This is a genomic window from Candidatus Leptovillus gracilis (assembly GCA_016716065.1).
GTDB lineage: Bacteria > Chloroflexota > Anaerolineae > Promineifilales > Promineifilaceae > Leptovillus > Leptovillus gracilis.
In genome coordinates this window covers 233,741-255,577 of the sequence record JADJXA010000005.1, presented here as the reverse complement: position 1 = coordinate 255,577, position 21,837 = coordinate 233,741, and the positions used below count along the sequence as shown (strand labels likewise).

The 21,837-nt window shown below is 56.6% G+C and carries 15 protein-coding genes and 1 tRNA gene; 9 read left to right on the top strand and 7 right to left on the bottom strand.

What is annotated here, in order from left to right; translation table 11 throughout:
- Positions 1-168: 168 nt before the first annotated feature.
- The 3 genes from IPM39_15740 (at position 169) to fabF (ending at position 6,635) form a co-directional block, all read left to right on the top strand.
- Positions 169-2,991, top strand: a complete 2,823-nt coding sequence (locus IPM39_15740; GenBank protein MBK8987504.1) for a DEAD/DEAH box helicase family protein — start codon at positions 169-171, stop codon at positions 2,989-2,991.
- Positions 2,992-3,203: 212 nt separating this feature from the next.
- Entirely contained in the window at positions 3,204-5,180 is a 1,977-nt protein-coding gene (locus IPM39_15735) for a hypothetical protein (protein MBK8987503.1), read from the top strand.
- 183 nt (positions 5,181-5,363) lie between these two features.
- Positions 5,364-6,635 carry a beta-ketoacyl-ACP synthase II gene (gene fabF / locus IPM39_15730; protein MBK8987502.1) on the top strand — a complete coding sequence of 424 codons (1,272 nt, stop codon included), beginning with the start codon at positions 5,364-5,366 and terminating at the stop codon, positions 6,633-6,635.
- A gap of 24 nt (positions 6,636-6,659) precedes the next feature.
- Here the strand turns inward: fabF and IPM39_15725 are convergent, their stop codons facing one another.
- The 7 genes from IPM39_15725 to ccmA form a co-directional block, all read right to left on the bottom strand.
- Positions 6,660-7,463: a DUF2085 domain-containing protein gene (locus IPM39_15725; protein ID MBK8987501.1), complete on the bottom strand. Its 804-nt coding sequence runs from the start codon at positions 7,461-7,463 to the stop codon at positions 6,660-6,662.
- A gap of 97 nt (positions 7,464-7,560) precedes the next feature.
- Positions 7,561-8,226 carry a TlpA family protein disulfide reductase gene (locus IPM39_15720; protein MBK8987500.1) on the bottom strand — a complete coding sequence of 222 codons (666 nt, stop codon included), beginning with the start codon at positions 8,224-8,226 and terminating at the stop codon, positions 7,561-7,563.
- On the bottom strand, positions 8,223-9,329 hold the full coding sequence (locus IPM39_15715; protein MBK8987499.1) for a cytochrome c biogenesis protein CcdA: 1,107 nt from the start codon (positions 9,327-9,329) through the stop codon (positions 8,223-8,225). The genes IPM39_15720 and IPM39_15715 overlap by 4 nt, the downstream gene beginning before the upstream one ends.
- 112 nt (positions 9,330-9,441) lie before the next feature.
- Positions 9,442-9,639: a hypothetical protein gene (locus tag IPM39_15710; GenBank protein MBK8987498.1), complete on the bottom strand. Its 198-nt coding sequence runs from the start codon at positions 9,637-9,639 to the stop codon at positions 9,442-9,444.
- The gene (ccsA, locus tag IPM39_15705; GenBank protein MBK8987497.1) at positions 9,636-10,397 is read right to left on the bottom strand and encodes a cytochrome c biogenesis protein CcsA; all 762 of its coding nucleotides are present in this window, start codon (positions 10,395-10,397) and stop codon (positions 9,636-9,638) included. The genes IPM39_15710 and ccsA overlap by 4 nt, the downstream gene beginning before the upstream one ends.
- A 113-nt stretch (positions 10,398-10,510) precedes the next feature.
- The gene (locus tag IPM39_15700; GenBank protein ID MBK8987496.1) at positions 10,511-11,233 is read right to left on the bottom strand and encodes a heme exporter protein CcmB; all 723 of its coding nucleotides are present in this window, start codon (positions 11,231-11,233) and stop codon (positions 10,511-10,513) included.
- Positions 11,230-11,976 (bottom strand): heme ABC exporter ATP-binding protein CcmA, encoded by a 747-nt coding sequence (gene ccmA / locus IPM39_15695; GenBank protein ID MBK8987495.1) that lies wholly within the window; start codon positions 11,974-11,976, stop codon positions 11,230-11,232. Before ccmA ends, IPM39_15700 begins: the two co-directional genes overlap by 4 nt.
- A 408-nt stretch (positions 11,977-12,384) precedes the next feature.
- On the opposite strand from ccmA, the gene IPM39_15690 reads away from it, so the two are divergent.
- The 6 genes from IPM39_15690 (at position 12,385) to IPM39_15665 (ending at position 21,836) form a co-directional block, all read left to right on the top strand.
- Entirely contained in the window at positions 12,385-13,173 is a 789-nt protein-coding gene (locus IPM39_15690) for a hypothetical protein (protein ID MBK8987494.1), read from the top strand.
- Positions 13,174-13,462: 289 nt separating this feature from the next.
- A tRNA-Ser gene (locus IPM39_15685) sits at positions 13,463-13,549 on the top strand.
- A gap of 78 nt (positions 13,550-13,627) precedes the next feature.
- Positions 13,628-14,170 (top strand): DUF1684 domain-containing protein, encoded by a 543-nt coding sequence (locus IPM39_15680; GenBank protein ID MBK8987493.1) that lies wholly within the window; start codon positions 13,628-13,630, stop codon positions 14,168-14,170.
- 461 nt (positions 14,171-14,631) lie between these two features.
- Positions 14,632-15,582, top strand: coding sequence for a substrate-binding domain-containing protein (locus IPM39_15675; GenBank protein ID MBK8987492.1), 951 nt, complete (start codon positions 14,632-14,634; stop codon positions 15,580-15,582).
- A gap of 176 nt (positions 15,583-15,758) precedes the next feature.
- The gene (locus IPM39_15670) at positions 15,759-18,683 is read left to right on the top strand and encodes a GAF domain-containing protein (protein MBK8987491.1); all 2,925 of its coding nucleotides are present in this window, start codon (positions 15,759-15,761) and stop codon (positions 18,681-18,683) included.
- 15 nt (positions 18,684-18,698) lie between these two features.
- Positions 18,699-21,836: a GAF domain-containing protein gene (locus IPM39_15665; GenBank protein MBK8987490.1), complete on the top strand. Its 3,138-nt coding sequence runs from the start codon at positions 18,699-18,701 to the stop codon at positions 21,834-21,836.
- Position 21,837 lies beyond the last annotated feature (1 nt).

The window sequence follows — 21,837 nt, the reverse complement described above, 5'->3', positions numbered from 1 at the left end:
CAGCATGTTCTTATGATGGACACGTGGTAAGGCGATTGCCTTAATTTTGCAATTGGCAGGGCAGTAGCGCTAGAAAATCCGTGCTATAATTCTCCCTATTCTACCCATGAAGCCTGATTCATGACGCCTGACGCCTGACGCATGACACAGCCCATCACGGATTAACTTATGTCTACAACTTACGTCATCGTGGATGTGGAAACCACCGGACTAGACCCGCAAAAAGACGCCATCATTGAGGTGGCTGCCATTACCCTGCGCGAGCATGACATCCTGGACGAGTTCGCTTCACTGGTGAACCCGCACCGCGACATCCCGCCCATGATCACCGGCATGACCGGCATCACCAACGAGATGGTGGCCGACGCGCCGACCATGTTCACCGTGCGCACGCGCCTGCGCGGGGTGCTGGGCGACAACGTCCTGGTGGGCCACAACGTGGATTTTGACCTCGGTTTTCTAAACGAGGAGCGCTTGGGGGTGGGCAACCACCGCCTGGACACCATCACCCTGGCCTCTATTTTGGTTCCAGAGGCGGGGCGGTATGATCTGGAATCGCTGGTCCACTATCTGGAACTGCCTGACCCCAATGGTGGGCAAACCCATCGCGCTCTGGACGATGCCGAGCAGACGGTGGAGCTGTTCCTGGCCCTGCGGGAGCGGGCGTTGGCTCTGGAAATGTGGCAGATTGAAGAGATTGTGCAGGCGGGGCGGCGTATTGCCTGGCCGGAAACGCTCTTTTTTGAGGAAGTGTTGGCGGAAAAGGCGCGACTGGCGTTTAGCGACGGCCGTTCCCGGCCTGCCACCCAACGTCTGCCTGAACTGTTCAACCCGGAAAAACCCACCGGGCAAATTCCTGTTCCCCTGGAAAAAGTGAAGCCGCTGGACGCCGACTTGATCGCCGCTATGTTGGAACCGGGCGGCAACTTTAGCCAGCTTTTTCCAGACTTTGAATATCGGCCGCAGCAGGTGGAGATGATGACGGCCGTTGCCGATGCCTTCAACCAGGGGCAGCACACCCTGGTCGAGGCGGGCACAGGCACGGGCAAAAGCGTGGCCTACCTGCTGCCATCGGCTTTCTGGGCGGTACAAAACGGCCGTCGCGTCGTCGTCTCCACCAATACCATCAACCTGCAAGACCAGCTCATCCTCAAAGATTTGCCGGAACTGCGGCGCGTGCTGCCCTTTGAACTGCGGGCGGCCATTCGCAAAGGGCGCAGCAACTACCTCTGCACCCGCCTTTTCCAGCAAATGCGCCACAACGGCCCCACCAACGCCGATGACATGACCCTCTATGCCCGTATTTTGCTCTGGCTGCCGCACAGCCAGACCGGCGACGTGGGCGAGATTGTGCTGCGCACGCCGGGCGAACGGCAGGCCTGGGCGCGGTTGAACGGCGAAAACAAGGTCTGTACTGCGGAACATTGCGCCCAGGCGCGCTGCCCGCTGCACCTGGCGCGGATGCGCGCTGAGCAGGCCCACATTGTCATTGTGAACCATTCGCTGCTGCTGGCCGACATGGCCAGCGAAAATCACATTCTGCCCGTTTTTAAGGATTTGATCATTGACGAGGCGCATCATTTGGAAACGGCCGTTACCGATGGCCTGAGTTTCCGCGCCGACAAATTTTTCCTGGAGGCGGTGCTGGACGAAGTCACCAAACCCAGCGCCGGACTCATCGGTCAGTTGCTGGCGCGCACACGCAATCAACTGCCACGCGAACTGTATGCACCGCTGGAAACCACCAGCAACGCCATGCGCCATGAGGCGCAAGAGGCGGCCATGCGCCTGGACGATTTTTTTGTGACCCTGGGCTTCTTTTTGAAGGATTTTGTCAACCGGCGCAGCCAGTTTGCCGAACAAATTCGCCTGACAACGGCCGTGCGCGCCCAACCCAATTACGATGAAGTGGAAATGGCCTGGGACAGCCTGGGCAAACATCTCAAAAGTCTGGTAACGGGTTTTGACAAACTGGCCGATGGGCTGGGCGACCATATTTACAACTTCGACATTGAGAACGGCGAGGATTTGCAGAGATCGTTGGCCGGCGCTGCTCGTGACCTGGAAGAGACGCGGCAAAACCTGGACCGCATCATCTTAAAACCGCAAGACGACATGATTTATTGGGTCGAGGTGTTTAAAGAACGGCTGTCGCTGCATGCCGCGCCGCTGCACGTGGGGCCGCTGGTAGAAAAGCACATTTTCGGCGCGCTGGAAACAGTTATCCTCACCTCGGCTACCATGCGCACGGCCGGCGCTGGGGGGTGGAACGAGGCGGACTTTACCTACCTGCGCCAACGCCTGCACGCTCAGGACGCGCGGCAGTTGGCTGTCGGCTCACCGTTTGATTACCAAAACGCCGTGCTGCTCTACCTGGCTTCCGACATGCCCGAACCCAATCAACCTGGCTATCAGCGCTATCTGGAAAGCGCTATTGTGGATGTGGCGGTGGCGTTGGGTGGCCGGACGATGGTACTCTTTACCGCTTACGGCCAGCTTAACCAGACATCTCAGGCCATCGAAGGCCCGCTGGCCGACGCCGGTATTCTCACCCTGGCGCAGGGGCGCAGCATGTCGCGCCAGCAGATGATGACCCAATTTAAGCAGGAAGGGGCGCGGGTAGTGTTGTTGGGCACGCGCTCTTTTTGGGAGGGCGTGGACATTCCCGGCCCGGCGCTGCAATGTGTGATCATTGCCAAACTGCCCTTTGATGTGCCCTCGGACCCGGTTTTTGCCGCTCGGTCAGAGACTTTTGAGAACGCCTTTTTTGAATATTCTGTGCCGGAGGCCGTGCTGCGTTTCCGGCAGGGTTTTGGTCGCTTAATTCGGCGCGGCACAGATGAAGGGGTGGTGGCCGTGCTGGATAAACGGGTGCTGACCAAGCGGTATGGGCAGATGTTTTTGGACTCATTGCCGCCCTGCACGGTTCTGCGCCAACGCACAGAACGCCTGGGCGAACTGACGCTGCGTTGGTTGAACCGGGCGCGGTAGATTCTCCCTGAAAGACAACTTGTTACTTTTCGCGGGTAAATTATTTGATACTTTTGGTTTCTTCCCTTGATACAATGCCAATACCTTGCGTCAGCTTCTGATGTTGGCAATGGCTGAATAGGTAATTTGGACTATTCCAAGAGGCCGAAGCAGGCATCACAATTACTTGTACCATGGTTCAATTTTACGTTTTTATGACAGGAGGTTTAGCAATGAGAGGTTATCGTTCCCGTTTGATGGTCGTGTTAACGGCCGTTCTCGTTTTGCTGCTGGTTTTGGCGGCTTGTGGCGGCGAAGAGCCGACGCCCACGCCGGCGCCGCTGCCAACCAGCACCGAAGTCCCGCCGATCAATACGCCGGTTCCGCCGACACAAACGCCGGCGCCGACAGCTACCGCCGCGCCAACGGCAACGGCCGTTCCCGCTGTGGAACTGCAAGAGTACTTTAGCGAGGAATCCGGCCTGAGCGTTGGCTACCCAGAAGGCTGGCTTGAGGGTGGTTTCCCTGGTTTTATCGCCTTTGCGCCCACCGAAGAGATGTTGTTTGCCGACGACATTGGCGCGAAAGGGGCGTCTGTCCTGGTGCTGAACGGCCCTGCCGACGAGTTCCCCAGTGACGACCCGCTGGAATTGATAGATGAAATGCTCACCGAATTTGATCTCGGTGCAAATCTTGAAACATTGGAGGGACCAACGGCCGTCACTGTCAACGACTTCCCCGGCGCTTATATCGTTCTGGAAGCTGACGCCGAAGACGGCACACGGATTACCGCCTACGTCCTTATCATCGTTGCCGGTGATTACGGCGCGGCCATGATTGCCGCCGCCCCGGCGGCCGATGCTGCCGAATACCTGCCCATTTTTGCGGCTATGGGCCAGAGCATTGTGTTAAGCGAACCCACCGAAGTAGTAAGCAGCAGCATATCCGAAGGCTTTTTGTTCTATGGCGACAGCGTAGACGGCGCAATTACCGAAGCCGGCCCATCGGCCTGGGACTTTATTGGCCTGGAAGGGGAAAGCATTGACCTGATCGTGGAACCGCAGGGCGACCTGGACCTGGTGGTAGACATTCTGGACGAAACCGGCGCTTCTATTTTAGACTTTCCGATAGACGATTCCTTTGGCACGGAAGAAATCACCAACTTGCTGCTGCCGGGCAATGGCACATTTACCATTGTCATCTCTGGGTATGGCGGCGCGATGGGCGACTATAGCCTGACGCTGTTGGAATCGGGCACAGGCCCGGCCGCCAGTGAACTGAGCGGAACGGTGGTGTACAGCGAGTTTATGGTTGGGTCTAGCGACGGCTCCACCGCTTCCTTGTGGACGTTTGAAGCGTTGTCCGGCGATTTTGTGGACATCACAGTGATTCCATCCAGCGACGATTTTGACGTGGTGGTGGATGTGTTGGATGAAAACGGCCGTTCCCTGCTCGATGCGCCGCGCGATGAATCCTTCGACACCGAATACATCCGCATTCTGCCCATCCCCGCCGATGGCGTTTACACCATTTCCATCACCAGTTACGATGGTTCGTCGGGTGATTTTGAACTGCTGGTTGAGGAATCTTACCTCAGCCAACCGGCCAGCTTCATTTTCGCCTTCGGCTCATTGGATGACGCTGAAGAATTCCACGAATTCCCCTTCTTCGCCCTGGAAGGCGACATGGTCATCGCTCAGGTAGACCCGGTTGAGTTGGAATTTGACGTGGTTCTCCAGATTTTTAAAGATGATTCCGACGAACCCATTGAGGAAGTGGACGCCACCACCGGCTTTGAAGAACTGATCTTCAACGTGCCTGAAGATGGCAACTACTACTTCCGCGTGATTGGCTATGAAGGCAGCACCGGCAGCTACGACATTACCCTGGTTGGCTCTGATCTGGTAATTTTTGAGCTGGCGGTGGGCGATCTGGTGATCGGCCGTTTTGGCCCCGACAGCTTCATCGAATACTTCATTGCCGCCGAAGCCGGCGAAACCATTGTCCTGACGGCCAAAACTGATGACAACATAGACCTGGTCCTGCAATTCCTGGACTTTGATGACAATGTGTTGGCCGAAGCCGACGCCAATATCACCGCTGAAGGCGAGGAATTGAGCTTTGAGTTTACGGAAGCAGGCTTGTACATTATTCGCGTCAGCGATTTCCTGAAATCGGGTGCGGGCAAGTTTGTTTTGTCCATCGAATAAACGTGCGCTTAGACCCTGAGGGTTTTCAGAAACCCTCAGGGTTCTTCTCTGGTACACATAAGCCGCCGGTGTCACCATCGGCGGCTTTTTCGCATCTTCGCTTAGTTCCACGGGTTATAAATGAGGCGAGGTGGGTGAGCAGCCAATGGTCAACAGCCTAAAACTGCCACACGGAGATGGGGTATGAATGAACAGAAACGACGGGTGGTCATCACCGGGATGGGGACGTTTAACCCGTTGGGGCATGATGTAGACACAACCTGGCGGCAGGTCGTGGACGGCCGTAGCGGAATCGGCCCAATTACTCAGTTTGATGCGGCTGAGTTTAAGACCCGATTTGCCGGGGAGGTGAAAGGGTTCGACGCGGCCGCCCTGTTTGGGCGCAAAGAGGCGCGGCGCATGGACCGCGTGACCCAGTTGGCTCTGGCCGCCGCCGGCCAGGCCATCGCCGACGCCCAACTAGCAGTAACCGAGACCAATCGTCACCGCATTGGGGTGATGATCGGCAGCGGCATGGGCATTATGCAGCCCATCATCGAAAGCCAGGCCGTATTGCAGGAGCGCGGCGCCGGCCGGGTAAGCCCCTTTTTTGTGCCGATGATGCTGGCCGACACACCGGCGGCCCTGATCTCCATTGAATTTGGCCTGTGTGGGCCGAATCTGGCGCTGTTTACCGCCTGCGCCAGCGGCAACAATGCCCTGGGCGAAGCGGCGCGCCAGATACAATTTGGTCTGGCCGATGTGATGGTGGCCGGGGGCGCGGAAGCGTGCATTTTGCCATTGGCGATGGCCGGGTTTGGCGTGATGGGGGCTATCTCCACCCGCAACAATGCGCCACAGCAGGCGTCACGGCCGTTTGACCAAGAGCGGGATGGCTTTGTCGTCAGTGAAGGGGCGGCGGTGCTGGTGCTGGAGGCGCTGGACCACGCCCTGGCGCGGCAGGCAGCCATTTATGGCGAATTGAGCGGCTATGGCAGCACAGCCGACGCTTACCACATCTCCATGCCGGCTGAAGATGGCGCAGGCGCTGCGCGGGCGATGCAGTTGGCCCTGGCAGATGCAGGGCTACGGCCGTCTGACATCCACTACATCAACGCCCACGGAACCAGCACCCCGCTCAATGACAAAAGTGAAACAGCGGCCATCAAGCAAGTCTTTGGCGATATGGCCTACAACGTACCGGTCAGCTCCACCAAATCCATGCACGGCCATTTGTTGGGGGCCACTGGCGCGCTGGAGGCCATCCTTTGCCTGCGGGCCATGCAAGCGGGCGTCATTCCGCCCACCATCAACTACGAAACCCCTGACCCAGACTGCGACCTGGATGTTGTGCCCAACCATGCCCGCAAGTCTGATTTGCGCACTGTTATGTCAAATACATTTGGCTTAGGCGGGCATAACGCGACACTAGTATTTCGCCGACATGACGTGGCGGGCGGCGGCCAGCGGGGGTAACGATCCCTTACCCACCGCCCACCGCTATTCCGCCGATTTTATTTCGCCAATGCGAATGAGTTTGGCTTCCAGGTCGGCGGCGGTGGTTTTCATGCCGGCGTCCACGTGGGGATAAGCCAGCCACACCAGCGCGAAGCCAAAGATGGCCCCTGTCAGGCTGCGTAAAAAGGGCGGGCTTTCGCGTAGAGGGAAGATGACGTTGAAAAAGCTCAGGGCTGGGCTGGCTGCGCCATACTGGCTGAAAAGCTGGCTAAAGCCATCCAGGGCAATCGGCCCCATGCCCAAAATGATGAAGGCCCAGAGAGGCAGTGGTTTGATGGTGAACCGCTTGCGCAGCAGCCCATAAAACAATCCGCCAATCAAAACAAAGGAATAGATGGCGATGTCGCGTTCACATAAGGCCATTTTGTAGCCCATCTGCTCGTTGCCTACAAAGCGGCGCGCCGCAAGCAAAAACGTCGTCCATTCGGCCGGATCGGCAGAAGCCCCGGCAAATTCGGGCAGTGTGGGCATGTAGGCTTCGATGGGCGTTAAGCTGCTCTCGGCGAGGGCGCGCGGATAGGCCCACTGCTCGCCAAACAGAAAGAATGAACGGGAGGCCATCTGGTGGCACATGGGGCTGTAGATAGTGTAGATGACGTTGGCCGGCCGTTCGAGACCCGCTTTCATGAGGGCGGGGGCCAGCATGGGCAGCCCGACGTAGAGGGCGATGGCGATGTTAAACACGGCCAACCAATGGCGGCTGAAATGGTAGATCAGCTTGTCTATGCCGATAACCAGGCTGCGCTGTCGGCCGGTAACCGGTTGTTTGGGTGGAGAAGATGCCATAATTTTTTCCTGGCCTATAGTCAGTATTCAGTATTCAGTGTTCAGTGGCAGCGCCCACTGAACACTGAATACTGAACACTCCCCCAAAGGGCCTGTTTTAGTTGGGTTTATTGATGATGGCCGCCAGATAGGTTTCGATTTGTTCGGCGGAGAGCAGACCACGATGTACGGCCGTTACCCGTCCTGCCTCATCAATAAAATAAGTCGAAGGAAAATTAAACACGCTGTAGAGGCGGGAAATTTGCCCGTCGTAATCCAGCAGCGGCGTGAAGGTTAACCCCAATTCAGCAAAAAAATCGGTCACGTCCTGGTGCGTTTCCTGGCTGTTGACGGCCAGAATCACCAGATCGTCTGCCTGGTGGGCCTGGTAGGCGGCTTCCAGGGCAGGCATTTCCAGCCGGCAGGGGGCGCACCAGGTGGCCCAAAAATTGACGATGACCGGCCGGCCGCGAAAACTCTCTAAATCCACGATCTCGCCGGTCAGGTCGGGCAGGTAGAAGTTGGTGGCGGTGTCGCCAACGGCCACGAATTTGCTGCCACCGGCCGGTAGTTGGGCCACCCTGGCTGTGCCTGGAGGGGCGGGTAACTGGGAGAGAACGGCCGTATCCCCGCCAACCGCCGCCTCATCATTGCCCAGCAAATTGCTGCCAAACAACAAGAGGGTAAAAGCCAGTCCCAGGAGAAATAGGCCGCCCCAAATGAGGAAAGGGGAACGGCCGTCAGGGTTTGTTCCCGCCGCCGGAGAATCCGTTCCGTTGGTCATCGCGTAAACAGCGTGATCAGCCGCTCTTCCTGCACCGCCAGCCACTCAGCCAATCCCGGCGGAATGATGTTGTTAAAATAGGCCAACTGCGCCTCCAACATCAACAGACCCATCAAAATAAACAACGCCCCACTAACAAGCTGCGTCGTATGCAGGTGTACCACCGTGCGCCTTTCGGCGGAGCTGGTAAGCACCCACAACGCCGCCCCCACTATCGCCAGCGCCAGCAGGCCAAGTTCCACGCCTAACGAAGGCTCCAGGCCGCTCATAAACGCGAAACGCCGCTGTGCGTATACAAAAGCCGCCACCAGAATGCGCCAGACAGCCAATGCCCATACCAGGGCCACCACAAAGACATGCGTATCCCAGTCCCAACCTTTGCCCTTCAACGCCCGCCAAAACAAACTCTGACGGCTCATACGCCCAAAAAAGGTAGAAACGATCAGCAGTGGCAGCCCCAGGCCAATGGTGTAAATGAAAAGCAGCATCATGCCGTGCCACACCGAGGCTGTTTGCGCCGCCAGGGTTAAAACCGAACCCAAAATGGGACCCACGCAGCTCGACCAGCCTACGGCAAAAGTCAGCCCAAACAGATAAGAGCCGCCCACGCTGGCGCCAAACTGCTGCCCGCTCCCCTGGGCGACGCCACCAAAACCCATGCCCAACAGGCTCATCACGCCAAACATCAGAATCACCGAGCCGCCCACCAGCAGGAGCAGTTGTTGGTTTTGCAGCAAAATCCGGCCAACGACAAAACCGACCGCCCCCAAGATGCTGAATGTGGTAGCCAGACCCAACATAAAAGCCAGAGTATTGGTGGCAATGCGTTGGCGTTCGCTTTGGAAAGCAAAGGCGAAATAAGCGGTCAGAACTGGCAGCGTACAGGGTGATACAAAGCTGAGCAGACCAGCCAAAAAGGCGAGAACGGCCAGCACAACAAAGGGCTGCCGCTGAATCCCCAAGGAAAACTCATTGGTTGTGGACGATTGGGTGACTGTGCCCACGATCAGAAACAACACAACGAGGAAAATGGAAACCAGCAGCAGCCATTGGCCGGTGGACAGGGTGCGCAGTCGCCCTGGTAAAGAGATGGATTTTTGCATAGATATATCTTGCCTTGAGTGAAGCTATTTTGCTGTTTAGATGATGGGGACGGCCGTTATCTTACACCAACCAGCGATCAGCAGTTCACTCAAACCGGGAAGTGTGATGAGGCTACTTCTCTTCCTCTTGTAAAATTTGCCCCATTAATTGCAGGTCTTGCTTTAAATTCCGTTGGCGAATGGTCAGGCTGGCAATGTAGACGACGGCAATGAGCCACATGGCAAAGTAGCCGAGGACGAGATAATTGTTGAAGCGGTTGGGCACATCGGCCGTTTCCAGAAAGACGGTCAACAAAACGAGGGCGGTCATGAAGCGTGTTCTCCTTGCAGGTGGGCGGTCACCTGGATTTTCAGATTTTTCACGGCATCGGCTAATTGTTGCAGGCGGATCCGATTGAGCAGCCAGGCGACATATAATAATGAAAAGGCGCTGGTGCTGATCAGCAAGGTGATGCCCATTTTGGCCGAATCCAGGCCGGAAAACTCTTGCAGGCCCTCGGACGCGCCCTGCGCCGATTCCAGCGTGCTGCCGATGACCACTGGGTGGATGTCGCGCAGGATACGTACACTGATGTAGGCCATGATGATGGTGACAAAAGCGACGATGACGTAAACGGCGGCAAATCGGGCGCGTCGTTCTTCGTCTTCAATGGCGCCGCGCAGCATGAAGTAAGCGGCATAAGTCAGCCAGGCGATGGTGATGAGGGTGAGGCGGGGACTCCACAGCCACCAGGTATTCCAGGCCGGTTTGCCCCACACCGAACCGGCGACGGTGGCCATGGTTAGAAAGACCAGACCGATCTCGACCGAGGCCAGACTAACGGTGTCCCATTTGCGGTCGTTTTGGCGCAGGTACAACATGCCGGAGATAAGGGCGACAAAGAGAGCCACCGCGCCAACCCAGGCCGAGCCAACGTGAAAATAGAAGATGCGCTGGACGTTGCCCATTGTTCTTTCCACCGGAGCGTAAAAGAAAATGACCAATAGGGAGACCATAATGGCAATCGCCGCCGCCCAATTGGCAATGCGAATGCTTTTATCCAAACGTGCGGAAGTGATTGATGTCATCCGTTTCCTCCAATGGGGGTATGTAATCAGTTGGCGGATTTGTTGGTCTGCTACCCAACTTAACCAACCGCCAACTACCAACTACCAACTATCAACTATCAACTAACCTGCGCTTATGATTCTACAACAAAATGGTACGTCAAAAAACCGGCCGTTACCATAAGCAGATCATAAATGATGACAATGTAGACGGCGCTCTGGACTTCGCCCCACGTGGGGGGCTGCGGAAACATGTACATGGCAACGGCCGTTGCCGCGGGCAGCACCAGGGGCAAAGACAATGGCAGCAGCAGCACCGGCAGCAAAACTTCCCGGCTGCGGCTCTGAATCGTCATCGAAGTGACGATGACGCCGGCGGCGACATAGCCAATCGTTCCCAAAACCAGCACCAACAAAACCATTGGCCGCCACAACGGCTTATCAAAAAAGATGATAAACAGCAGCACCAGGATGGCTTCCAGGGCCAGGGTAAACAAGGTGATGCTGATGACTTTGCCCAAGTAGATGGCGTTGCGGTGGATGGGCGCCATCAACATGGCGTCCATCGTCTGGTTTTCTCGTTCAATCGCCAGGGAGCGGTTCAGCCCCAGCGTGCCGGCCAGCAAAATGGTGGCCCACAGCAGCCCGGTAGACACATTGCGCGCCGCATCCATGTTGGCCTCCAGGGCAAAATTAAACATGACGACGGTGACGACGGAAAACATCGCCATGACGCTGATGGTCTGCCGGGTGTGGCGCTCGATGCGCAGGTCTTTCCAGACAATGGCCCATACGGCCGTAAAAAACAGCCTGGTTTCTGATTCAGACGGCCGTGCTGCCGCAGTTTGTTCGTTCATGACGTGGTGTCTTTTGCCTTCTGTTTGCGTGTGTAATGGGTGTAAAGGTCCAGAAATTCCGCCGCCGTCACGTCCTGGCTGGCGATTTCTTGCACAATTTTGCCCCGGTTGAGAATGGCCGTGCGGTCGCACAGGTTCAGGCCATGTGCCAGGTCGTGGGTGATCATGAGAATGGTACGGCCGTTGCCATGTTCCTGGCGCAGTAGGTCATCCAGCAGTTGACTGGCGTCCTGATCCAGCCCGGTATACGGCTCGTCCAACAGCAGCACATCCGGTTCGTGCAGCGTGGCGCGGGCGATGGTCAAACGCTGTACCATGCCCCGCGAAAAAGTACTTACCGGGTCACGCTGCCGGGCAAACAAGCCCACCTTTTTCAGCGCGGCCATCACGCGCGCGTCGGCGTTGTCCAGCCGGTACAGCCGGGCAAAAAAAGCGAGATTCTCGGCGGCGGTCAGATCGCCATACAACAGTGATTGGTGCGAAACCAGGCCAATATGCTGCCGCACGTTAGCCGCAAAAGCCGGCAGCCGCCAGCGGCCAATCTCCACCTGGCCGGACGTGGGCTGCAAGAGGGTCGCCACAATCTTCATCAGGGTAGATTTGCCGGCGCCATTGGAGCCAACCAGGGTGACAAACTCTCCCTGGGCAACCTGTAAATCTACGCCGCGCAAAACCATATTCACGCCATATTGTTTGACCAACCCTTGAATTTGAATCATGGGTGAAGGTGTTGTTGTGGGCATTGTGATCATCATTCTTAACTCTATGCTCATGTTGCCGGGTAAACGGCCGTCACAATAATATGCGTATTCCCGCTTTGTCGCTACATTCCAACCCGACGCCTGCTTCAAACGGCCGTTTATCCATCGCTCTAACCGGTTGAAGCATTCATTAAAAATGGGCAAAATTGGAGTCAAATTGGTGGCATTTTTGCTGCCCACCGGTGGTGAAGCCTACGAAGCCCCTACGGAGAGTTGCCTCAAAACCAACGATTATTTATAATGTTTCAAGAATTTCGGGTAACTATGACAGCTTCATGGTTGTTTGTGACGCATAAACGGTCCATAAAAATCAAGCGGCTCAATACTTTGTAATGGGTATTGCCGTGACCGATAGTTACCACATCGGGAAGAGGATGAGCAGGATAATCTGTGGTTTTCACTGAAACTATCATACCCTGGATATTGGGTACACTGCTGCTTCTTATATTGTTTACCTTCAGCGTAGCCGTAAAATCCTGGCGCGACATGAAGCAGTCTCCCTATTTCTTCATGCGCCGTCAGGCCGAAAAACGGCTGCAAACGTATCTTTCCAGCAGCCTGGTGCTGCTGTTGGCGGCGGCGGCTGTTTCTGCCTACGCCTGGCGAAGCCCCGACGACAACGTGAACCGGGTCGCCATACTGGTCAATGACAAACCGCCCCACGAAGATATCGTTCAATTGGTTCAAGCCAGCCCTGCATTAGCGAAATCAGCCGATCTGATGCAAACATTGGAGACCGTGCAAACAGCGTCTCTGGTGACAACTTCAACCAGACCAATACTACCCCCAGAGTTCAACAAGTATGATCCCACTGTTGCTTTGAAAGATACGACAGAACTCAGCCCCCTCTCTTTTTCCACTGAAATCAACGACCAATATGAAGCTTTAAACCCAGGGCGCATTTTTGCTGAGGGTTACTATACGCTTTACGCCACCTTTGCCTATGATCAAATGGCCGATGGCATGGCCTGGGCGTGGGTTTGGCGGCACAACGGCCGTGTCCTGGAAGGCGGCAACGAATTGTGGGAATATGGGGCCGATGGCCCTGGGTACGTTTATCTGAACCCAGAAGAAGGCTTCCAACCAGGCGAATATTCATTGGATGTCTGGGTCAATGGTGAACTCCTAACTCGCTCATCCTTCACCGTCAACAACGCGGCGATTTCCGCCGGTAATTAACAAAACCGCCTCGTTTCAGATGCTCCTGGCCCGGCCCTGCCGGGTTTTTTTTGTGTGCAGCAATGTAAACAAAGCATAACTGAAATGAAACGCACCCTCTCAATGGGTGTGTTTCAAATGAGTTGAGCAGGTAGGGGCGCGACGGCGCGGGAAAATGCCATCCGCTGCGGCTGTTACCTGTCCGCGCCGTCCCGCCCCTACTATCACACCATGGCAAATTGAGAATTGCTGTTGACTACTACAGAAAATTGACAATTGGCCGTGGTTCATTGATAATTGCTGTCTGATTGGAGAGGTGCCGGAGCGGTTGATCGGGGCGCTCTCGAAAAGCGTTGTGGCTTTATTGTCACCGTGGGTTCGAATCCCACCCTCTCCGCCTGATATACAAGGACATCCACAAGGGTGTCCTTTTTTCATCCAGACCCGAAAAGTTTGGCTGAAAAGCGAAAACCATATGAGTGAATTAACCCACTTCCGGGCGGAAGTAGATCGTTTTATGCGACAACATCCCCAATCGCCGCTGTCGCCGGCGCAGTTGGCCGATTTTGTCGGGCTGAGCTATTTCGCCGCCGATCCGGCCTTTGTGTTTACGGTGACGGTGACACGCCTGGCGGAAACAGAGCCACTGGTTCAGATGGAGACCAGCAGCGGCGAGATGCGCCTGTACCGGCGCTGGGCGACGTTTGCCTTCCAGGTAGCCGGCCAGGCGGCGGCGCTGACGATCTACAGCGACCCGCATGGTTATGACTTTTTTCTGCCGTTTAAGGATAAGAGCAACGGCCGTTCCACCTACGCCGCCGGCCGTTACCTGGATAATCACCGACCAGGTCTTAACCAGCTCTCTGAGACGACATTCGAGGTAGACTTCAATTACGCTTACAACCCCTACTGCGCGTATTCGCCCGCCTACAGCTGCCCGCTGCCACCGCCAGAAAACTGGTTGAAAGTAGCGATTCTGGCGGGGGAGAAAATGTTTGCCGCCGCCGGAATGGAATAGAAAGACCTGAAGGGTTTGCAGACCCCTTCAGGTCTTTTTGTTTGCCTGGCATTTTGCCCACCCGGGCAGGCCATAAAGGGTACTATTTTCCCACCCATTTCCAGAGTACAGTCACGCATTCTTCACACGCGGTTGGTTACTCTATGTTATTATGGGCGAGTACTATGCAGCACATCTGTAACCTACTGCCCGTAAGCGATAATCCGTTATCGGTAATCCGTATTCGTAGGGCGCTACCTTTAGAAAATGTCATCGGATAACGGGAAACGGACTTCGGCCTACGGCTGCTACGTATTGGCAGCCCTAAATCCACGAGTTTGCGCAGACACAACAAGAAGCTGGCGCTTACCAAAAGTACCATTCAGTCTCAAGCTGTCACCAGATAGAATTGGGTAATTGAACAAAGTAGCAACCATCCCACAATCACCCAAATCCCTGGACCATTCGACTGAGGAGAAAAGATGTCTCACAAAAATTTATGGACCATCATCTTGTATGGCCTGGTATTTGTATTAGGCGTCAGCCTTGCTGGCTGCACCGCGCCAACGCCCACACCGTCCGCCAGCGGTTCAACGCAAACAGAAGAAACGGCCGTTACCCCGCGTATCGCCTTGCTGATCCCGGAAGGTCCGCTGTTCTTCCAAAATTTGCAAAACGGCGCTGCCGAAGCCGCCAATCGCCTGGGTGTGGAATTGATCACCCGTGACGCCGTCAATGACATTGCCACCCAAAACCAACAGATTCAGGAGATGATAGACCTGGGCGTGAACGCGATCATCATCACACCGGTGGACAGTACGGCCGTTGTCCCCCAAATCGAAGCCGCCGCCGCGGCCGGCATCGCCATCCTCAGCGTGGACCGCAGCATCGCCTCCGATGTTGTCACCTGCCACATCGCCTCCGACAACCTCTCCGGAGGTAAGATGGCCGGTGACTACCTGGCTGAAGCCATCGGCCAACAAGGCAGCGTGGTGGAGTTGGAAGGGATTGTCGGCACATCGGCGGCCAAAGAGCGCGGCGCCGGCTTTAACCAGGCCATGTCGGCATACGCCAACATTACCGTCGCTGCCCGCCAGGTCGCCGATTTTAACCGCGAGGTGGGGCAAACCGTATTCGCCCAAATTTTAGCCGACAACCCCGATATTGATGGCGTGTTTGCTCATAACGACGAGATGATTCTGGGGGCTATTCTGGCTGCCGAAGAGGCTGGCCGCGCCGGCGACATTATTTTTGTGGGCTTCGACGCCGTAGATGATGCCGTCGCCGCCCTGGAAAGCGGCTCATTGGCGGCGACCATCGCCCAACAGCCATCGGAAATGGGGCGTTTGGGTGTGGAAAATGCTGTCAAACATTTGCAAGGCAGGGTCATTCCCAAAGCCATCGCCGTTGATCTGGCAATGATTACCCGCTAAAACAAAGTTCACACCGACCAGGCAGGGTTTTTGCCGCACGAGTAGTTGTGACAATATGCAGTGGCCGTGAAACGACATTACGGATTACCGCTTACAGACGAATGTCTGGTCTTTTGGATTAAGATGGAACGCCCGGCGCTCAATAGTTTCAGCGGCGCGTACCGCAGGTAATGGTTATGATACGAAATCTTTCTCTGGGACAACGAATTGGTCTGGTTTTTTTGCTGATTGGTTTACTGGTGCTGTTTTCTAGCAGCCTGGGACTGATTTTTGCCAGTTCGGTAACGCGCACAATTTCGGCGACAGAGAGCGGGTTACAGCAGTTTGATGACCTGGCGCAGTTAGAAAGAACGTGGGCGCAAGCAGCCGCCATTGTGGATAAAATGCTGCTCAACCGGCAGACAGGCGGCGCGGTGCAGCAAGACCTGACCAACGCCCTGGCCGATTTTAACACCAGCCTGACCAACCTGGCCGGGCAGACTGGCCTGAATGAACGGGACCAGGCGACGGTGGCAACATTGCAATTATTGGGCGGGCAGCTAACCGACCTGGTGGAAGAGATTACGGCCGTCGCCGCCGACGGCCGTTGGTCCAGAGCGCAGGTTATTCGCCACACCGAGATGAGTTCATTACAGCGCCGGTTCGATGAAAACCTGGCCCTATTCCGCACCAACATCCAAACCGATGTAGACATGGCTATTGCCGATTCTGTGCAGGCCCAGAATGTGCTGCGCCTCATCTGGATCGGCACAGCGATATTGGCGGCGGTGGTGGGCACGGCCGTTGGCCTGTGGGTCATACGCACCATCACCCAGCCGGTTGACGCCCTCATTGAACAAACCCACCGCGTGACCCAGCGCGATTTCCGTGAAATCACGCCGTTGGACAACCAGGACGAAATCGGCCAGCTTTCCCGCGCCTTTGCCGGGATGACCAACCTGCTGCGCGAATCATACACCGAATTGGAGCAGCGTGTCGCCGACCGGACCAATGCCCTGCTCACCAGCACCCAAATCAGTCGCCAGTTAACGACCATCTTGGACCCGGCGCAGCTTGTGCATGAAGTGGTGACCCAGATTGATGCCGCTTTTGGTTATTATCACACCCACATTTATCTGGTTGACGACCACAAGCGGTATTTGCTGATGGCCAGCGGTACCGGTGAAGCCGGGCGCGAGATGCTGGCCAGAGGCCACAAAATCGCCTGGGGACAAGGGCTGGTGGGGCGCGCCGCCAACAGCGCCGCGCCCGTGCTTGTGCCAGATGTCTCGCAGGCGGCCGACTGGCTGCCAAACCCCTTGCTGCCAGACACCAAAGCAGAAACGGCCGTGCCCATTCAAGTCGGCCAGGAAGTGTTGGGCGTTTTGGACGTGCAGCACAATGTGACCGGCGGTTTGCAGCAAGAAGATGTGGACCTGCTGCAATCCATTGCCAACCAGGTCGCCATCGCCCTGCGCAACGCCCAGCTTTACGCTGAAGCCGAAAAACGCGGCCAACGCGAAGCTCAAATTCGGGCCATCAACGAAAGCATTCTCAGCACAGAAGATGAGGCCGTGGCTTTGCAAGTGGCCGACATGGAGTTGGGCCATGCCTGGGGGACCAAGCGGCGTGTCGTGCGCCTGATAGGTACGGAAAATTCAGCGGATGGGGCAGCGGCTGCGGCCGTAGAAGACGCCTTGCTGCGCCTTCCCATACGCATCGGCAGCGAGGTGATTGGCGAATTGGTGATTACCGAAGATGTGAATGACCTGGCCGAGGCGCGGGGGATAGCGTTTGTCGTGGCCCAACAACTGGGCCAACATCTGGAAAAACTACGCCTCAGCGCCACCACCCGGCAAGCTCTGGCCGAAGCCCAACGGCGCAGCCGTGAGCTGGCTATCCTGAACAATATCGTTACCAATCTGTCGGCTGCCACCAGTCTGCAAGAGAGTATGCAAATTGTTGTGAATGAGGTGGCCACGGCCGTTCGCGTCCGACAGGCGCGTATTGCCTTGTTCAACGAGGCCGCCGACCAGTTGACCATTGTTGCCGAGCATTACGACGCCGCCCATGCGCCCAGCGCCATGGGGCAAAGCATTCCCCTGGCCGGTAATCTGCTGACCGAGCAGGTTGTGCAGACGCGCCATGCCTGCTACGTGCCGGATGCACGCACCTCGTCCTTGACCCAATCTTTTCAGGAAATATTGTTGACGCAGGGCATTTGGGGACTGGCAGTCATCCCGATCGTTATCGCCGATCGGGTTGCCGGCACGTTGGGCATAGATATTTTAGACGGCGACAATGGTTTGTCCACGGAGCAGTTACAACTGGCCGAAGCCATTGTCTTGCAGGCGGCTACGGCCATTGAAAAGGCCCGTCTGTTTGAGCAAACAGAAGCCCGCGCCGAGGAATTGGCGGTTATTAACGAAGTGGCGGAAATAGTCTCGCGGCAAATTACCCAACAAGATCTGCTGCTGACTGTGTATGACCAGATTCGACGTATTATGTCGGTAGACGCTTTTTATGTGGCCTTGTACGAACGGCCGACTGGCAAGATTGTCTATCCGTTGGTGTATGATGACGGCCGTGTTTACCAGCAGCCGACCGGCTTTTTCAACCCGGCCAACAACATTGGCAAGGTGATTGAAAGCGGCGAGGCTCTATTAATCAACCGTACCGCCGAAGAGATTGAAGCCCTGTTGCTGGCGCAAAAGAGCAGCCGCATGATTGGCAACCAATCTCGGCCCTCGGCGTCGCTGCTGTTTGTGCCCTTGCGCATCGGCCAGGAGACGCTGGGCGTCTTATCGGTGCAAAGTTATGAACTCAACGCTTACACGCCGGCCAACATTACGCTACTTTTAGGCATTGCCAACCATGTGGCGGTGGCCCTGGACAACGCCCGTCTATTGGATGAGTCGCGCAAGATGGCCCGGCGGGCGCAGATGCTGCGGGATATTTCCGGCAGCATCAATACCACCCTGGATGCTGAATCTATTTTGCAAACGGCCGTGCGCGAAATTGGCCGCACATTGGGTTTGCAGACCTCCGTTTACCTGCAAGACCCGGACGCCAACGGCCACCAATCGCTGCTTGCAGCCGAAGACGAACCGCAGCCCGCGTAAGCTAGGAAGGAACTGATGGGAGAAACCTTTAAACAACTCTTTGCGCCACCAGTCTATCCTGAGGACGAAGAGAAAACGCGCATCGCCAGACTGTTGAACATCATCTTGCTGGTCCTTGCGATCTTTCTCTTGTTCAACACCATCGTCACCATTTTTTTCCTGGGCGAGTGGCTGCCCAGTCTGATCAACGCGGCGGCGGTGGTGATTGCTCTGGCCTTGTTTGCCGTGATGCGGCGTGGACACGTTCGTGCCGTGGCCATTTTAACCGTCGCCATTTTTTGGACGATGGTTGCCGCCGTCAGCTTTTTGCTCACCGGGTATTCGGTCGTTATCGTCTCCAGCTATTTTGTGATAGTACTTCTGTCCGGCGTAGCCATCAACAAGCGGGTCGGCATTTTAGTCGCTGCCCTGAGTATTGCGGCCAGTGCGGTGGTATATTATCTGGAGTTCTACGCCCAGGTGCTGATCCCAGCGCCGGGTAATCCACTGGTTGATGCATCGGCAACGGCTGCTAACCTGTTTGCCCTGGCCACCATCCTATACCTGACCATGCAAAATCTGGAAATGGCTCAGGCGCGTTTCCAGGAAAACCAGAAGGCGTTGCAAGAGGCCCAGGTCGTGTTGGAAGAGCGTGTTGCCGAGCGCACCCGAGACCTGGCCCTGGCCGGTGAAGTTGGCCGCAGTATTACCGCTATTCGCAACGTCAACGCCCTGCTGTCTGGGGCGGTGAACATCATTCAATCCTATTTCGATTTGTATTATGTCCAAATCTACCTGGTAGATGAAACCAGGGGGATATTGGAACTAAAAGCGGCGCACGGCCACGCCGCCGAGCAGCTGCTGAGTCAGGCGCATTTCTTGCCGATAAATAATTCGTCCATCAATGGCACGGCCGCGTTGGAGAAACGGGCCGTGTTGGTGACAAACACGGCCGAAGACCCCGCCTTTCGCCCCAACTCCCTGCTGCCAGACACACGTTCAGAAATGGCCGTGCCGCTGATTAGCGCCAACAAAGTGTTGGGTGTTTTGGATTTGCAGAGTGTCCGGCCGTATGGCTTTTCCGCCGACAGCCTGCCGGCGTTTGAGGCGCTGGCCGGCCAGTTGGCCGTTGCTCTGGAAAACGCGGCTTTGTTCAGCGCCCGTGAAGAGACTTCCCGCGAACTGCAAACGCTGCTGGCCAATACAGAACGCCAGGCGCAGCAAGAATCATCGCTGAACGCCCTGGGTCTGGCGCTCAGCGCCGCTGCCAGAACAGATGATTTGCTTTTGGTCGCCGGGCAGCAGGTCATGGCGCTGACGGCGGCGGATCAGGCTGCTGTTGTCCTGTTAACCGAAGATGGCAAAGCCGGCGAGTTGGTGGCGTTGGCCGGGCAGCCGGGGGCGCTGCACATAGGCGACAAACTGCCGGTGGGCAATACGGCCGTTGGTCTGGCTGTGCAGCAAAACCGGGTGATTTCCCTACCCAATGAAATTCCCCTGACCGCGTACCTGGATACGGCCGCTTTAACCCAGGATGGGCTGCAAAGCCTGCTGGTGCTGCCGCTAAAGGCTGGCAGCCAGACAATAGGCGCATTAACGGTGGGCCGCCGACCGCTGTACACCTGGACAGACGCCGATGTACAGTTTATCCAGCAAATTGCCGCGCTTCTGGCTTCCCGATTAGAGAGCCTCCGGCTGACAGAACGAGTTCATTCGTTGGCTGATATTGTCGAAAACCACCCAGATTTCATCAGCATTGCGGCGCTAGACGGCCGTGTCCTCTATGCCAACCCCAGTGGCCTGGCCATGTTAGGTTTGCCAGCCGACCATACCTTCAACAACTTCAGCGCTGCCGAGTTCTACATCGCCGAAGACGCCCCCATCATTCACCAGACAGCTTTGCCAACGGCTTTGGAAAACGGCTTGTGGACCGGCGAGCTTCACCTGCGCACCCTCAGCGCTGCCGTCATCCCGGTAGAAGCGATCATCTCTGTCAATAACGACGAGGAAAACGCGCCCTTAAACTTTAGCATTACCATGCACGACATCACCGACCGCCTGGAAGCGGCGAAAGCCCAAAGCCGCCTGTCCACTCAGCTTGAAGAACGCCTGGCGCAGGTGAACGCGCTTCAGCGCACCATGACTCGCGAGGGTTGGTCTGAGTTTCTTACAGCGCCGCAGCGCCTGATCCAGGGCTTTGCCTTTGACGATGGGCGCATCCATTTACTTTCCCGCCGCGACAGCAAGGCACCAAACATGCCCCAGTTATCGCCAGATGGCCCTGGGGACCCGGCCGGTATTGCCGTACCATTGCTGGTGCGCGGGGAGACCATCGGCGTTTTAAGCGCCCGCCATCCGGCGGGCGAACCGTTAAGCGCTGAGCAGCAGGACATTGTAAGCGCCATCTCCGCTGAGGTGGCTGACGCGCTGGAACGCGCCCGGTTGTTTGAAGAGATGCAGTTGGCCCAGGCGCAAATGGAAAAACTGTACGCCGGCAGCGAACGCCTGGTGCAGTCCCAATCCATTCAGGAGGTGTTGGCTGCCCTGGTGGACGCTACGGCGCTGCACGAGATGGACCAGGTGAGTTTCCTCTTCTTCGACAAACCCTGGACGACGGTGGCGCCGGAACAGATGACTCTGGCGGCCACCTGGAATAAAGCCGGCAAATCGGCGCAGCGAGCCATTGGCACGGCGTACATGTTGTCGGAACTGCCCAGTTTCCGGCATATCAAACGCCACGAACCGACGATTTTCCGGCTCCTGGCAGGCAACCCACAGGTGGGACCAGATGCGCAGCGGCTGGCCGACGCGCTGGGCGCAAAAAGCGCCATCTTCTTTCCACTGGTGGCCGGTGATCAATGGTTTGGGTTTGTGGCAGGGTTATCGGCGGAACCTTTGCGGCTGACTCAGGCCGAAATCCGTCAGATTAGCAGCCTGACCGGTCTGGCCGCTTCGGTCAGCCAGACGCAGCGGCTGTTTGACCAAACCCAGCAGCGCGCCCGGCGTGAACAGAGTTTGCGTGAGGTGACGGCGCGGGTGTTTGCCGCCGCCGACGCCGACACCATTTTACAAACGGCCGTGCGCGAAGTGAGCCGCACCCTGGGACTGGAAACGTTTATTTACCTGAGAGACCTCGACGAAGCGCAAACCAACGGCGAGAACGGCCGTGCCTAGA

Coding starts and splice junctions, on each gene's coding strand:
- IPM39_15680 (MBK8987493.1), top strand. CDS start 13,628: ATGAGTGAATTAACCCACTTCCGGGCGGAAGTAGATCGTTTTATGCGA.
- IPM39_15740 (MBK8987504.1), top strand. CDS start 169: ATGTCTACAACTTACGTCATCGTGGATGTGGAAACCACCGGACTAGAC.
- ccmA (MBK8987495.1), bottom strand. CDS start 11,976: ATGCCCACAACAACACCTTCACCCATGATTCAAATTCAAGGGTTGGTC.
- IPM39_15715 (MBK8987499.1), bottom strand. CDS start 9,329: ATGCAAAAATCCATCTCTTTACCAGGGCGACTGCGCACCCTGTCCACC.
- IPM39_15665 (MBK8987490.1), top strand. CDS start 18,699: ATGGGAGAAACCTTTAAACAACTCTTTGCGCCACCAGTCTATCCTGAG.
- IPM39_15675 (MBK8987492.1), top strand. CDS start 14,632: ATGTCTCACAAAAATTTATGGACCATCATCTTGTATGGCCTGGTATTT.
- ccsA (MBK8987497.1), bottom strand. CDS start 10,397: ATGACATCAATCACTTCCGCACGTTTGGATAAAAGCATTCGCATTGCC.
- fabF (MBK8987502.1), top strand. CDS start 5,364: ATGAATGAACAGAAACGACGGGTGGTCATCACCGGGATGGGGACGTTT.
- IPM39_15725 (MBK8987501.1), bottom strand. CDS start 7,463: ATGGCATCTTCTCCACCCAAACAACCGGTTACCGGCCGACAGCGCAGC.
- IPM39_15735 (MBK8987503.1), top strand. CDS start 3,204: ATGAGAGGTTATCGTTCCCGTTTGATGGTCGTGTTAACGGCCGTTCTC.
- IPM39_15670 (MBK8987491.1), top strand. CDS start 15,759: ATGATACGAAATCTTTCTCTGGGACAACGAATTGGTCTGGTTTTTTTG.
- IPM39_15700 (MBK8987496.1), bottom strand. CDS start 11,233: ATGAACGAACAAACTGCGGCAGCACGGCCGTCTGAATCAGAAACCAGG.
- IPM39_15720 (MBK8987500.1), bottom strand. CDS start 8,226: ATGACCAACGGAACGGATTCTCCGGCGGCGGGAACAAACCCTGACGGC.
- IPM39_15710 (MBK8987498.1), bottom strand. CDS start 9,639: ATGACCGCCCTCGTTTTGTTGACCGTCTTTCTGGAAACGGCCGATGTG.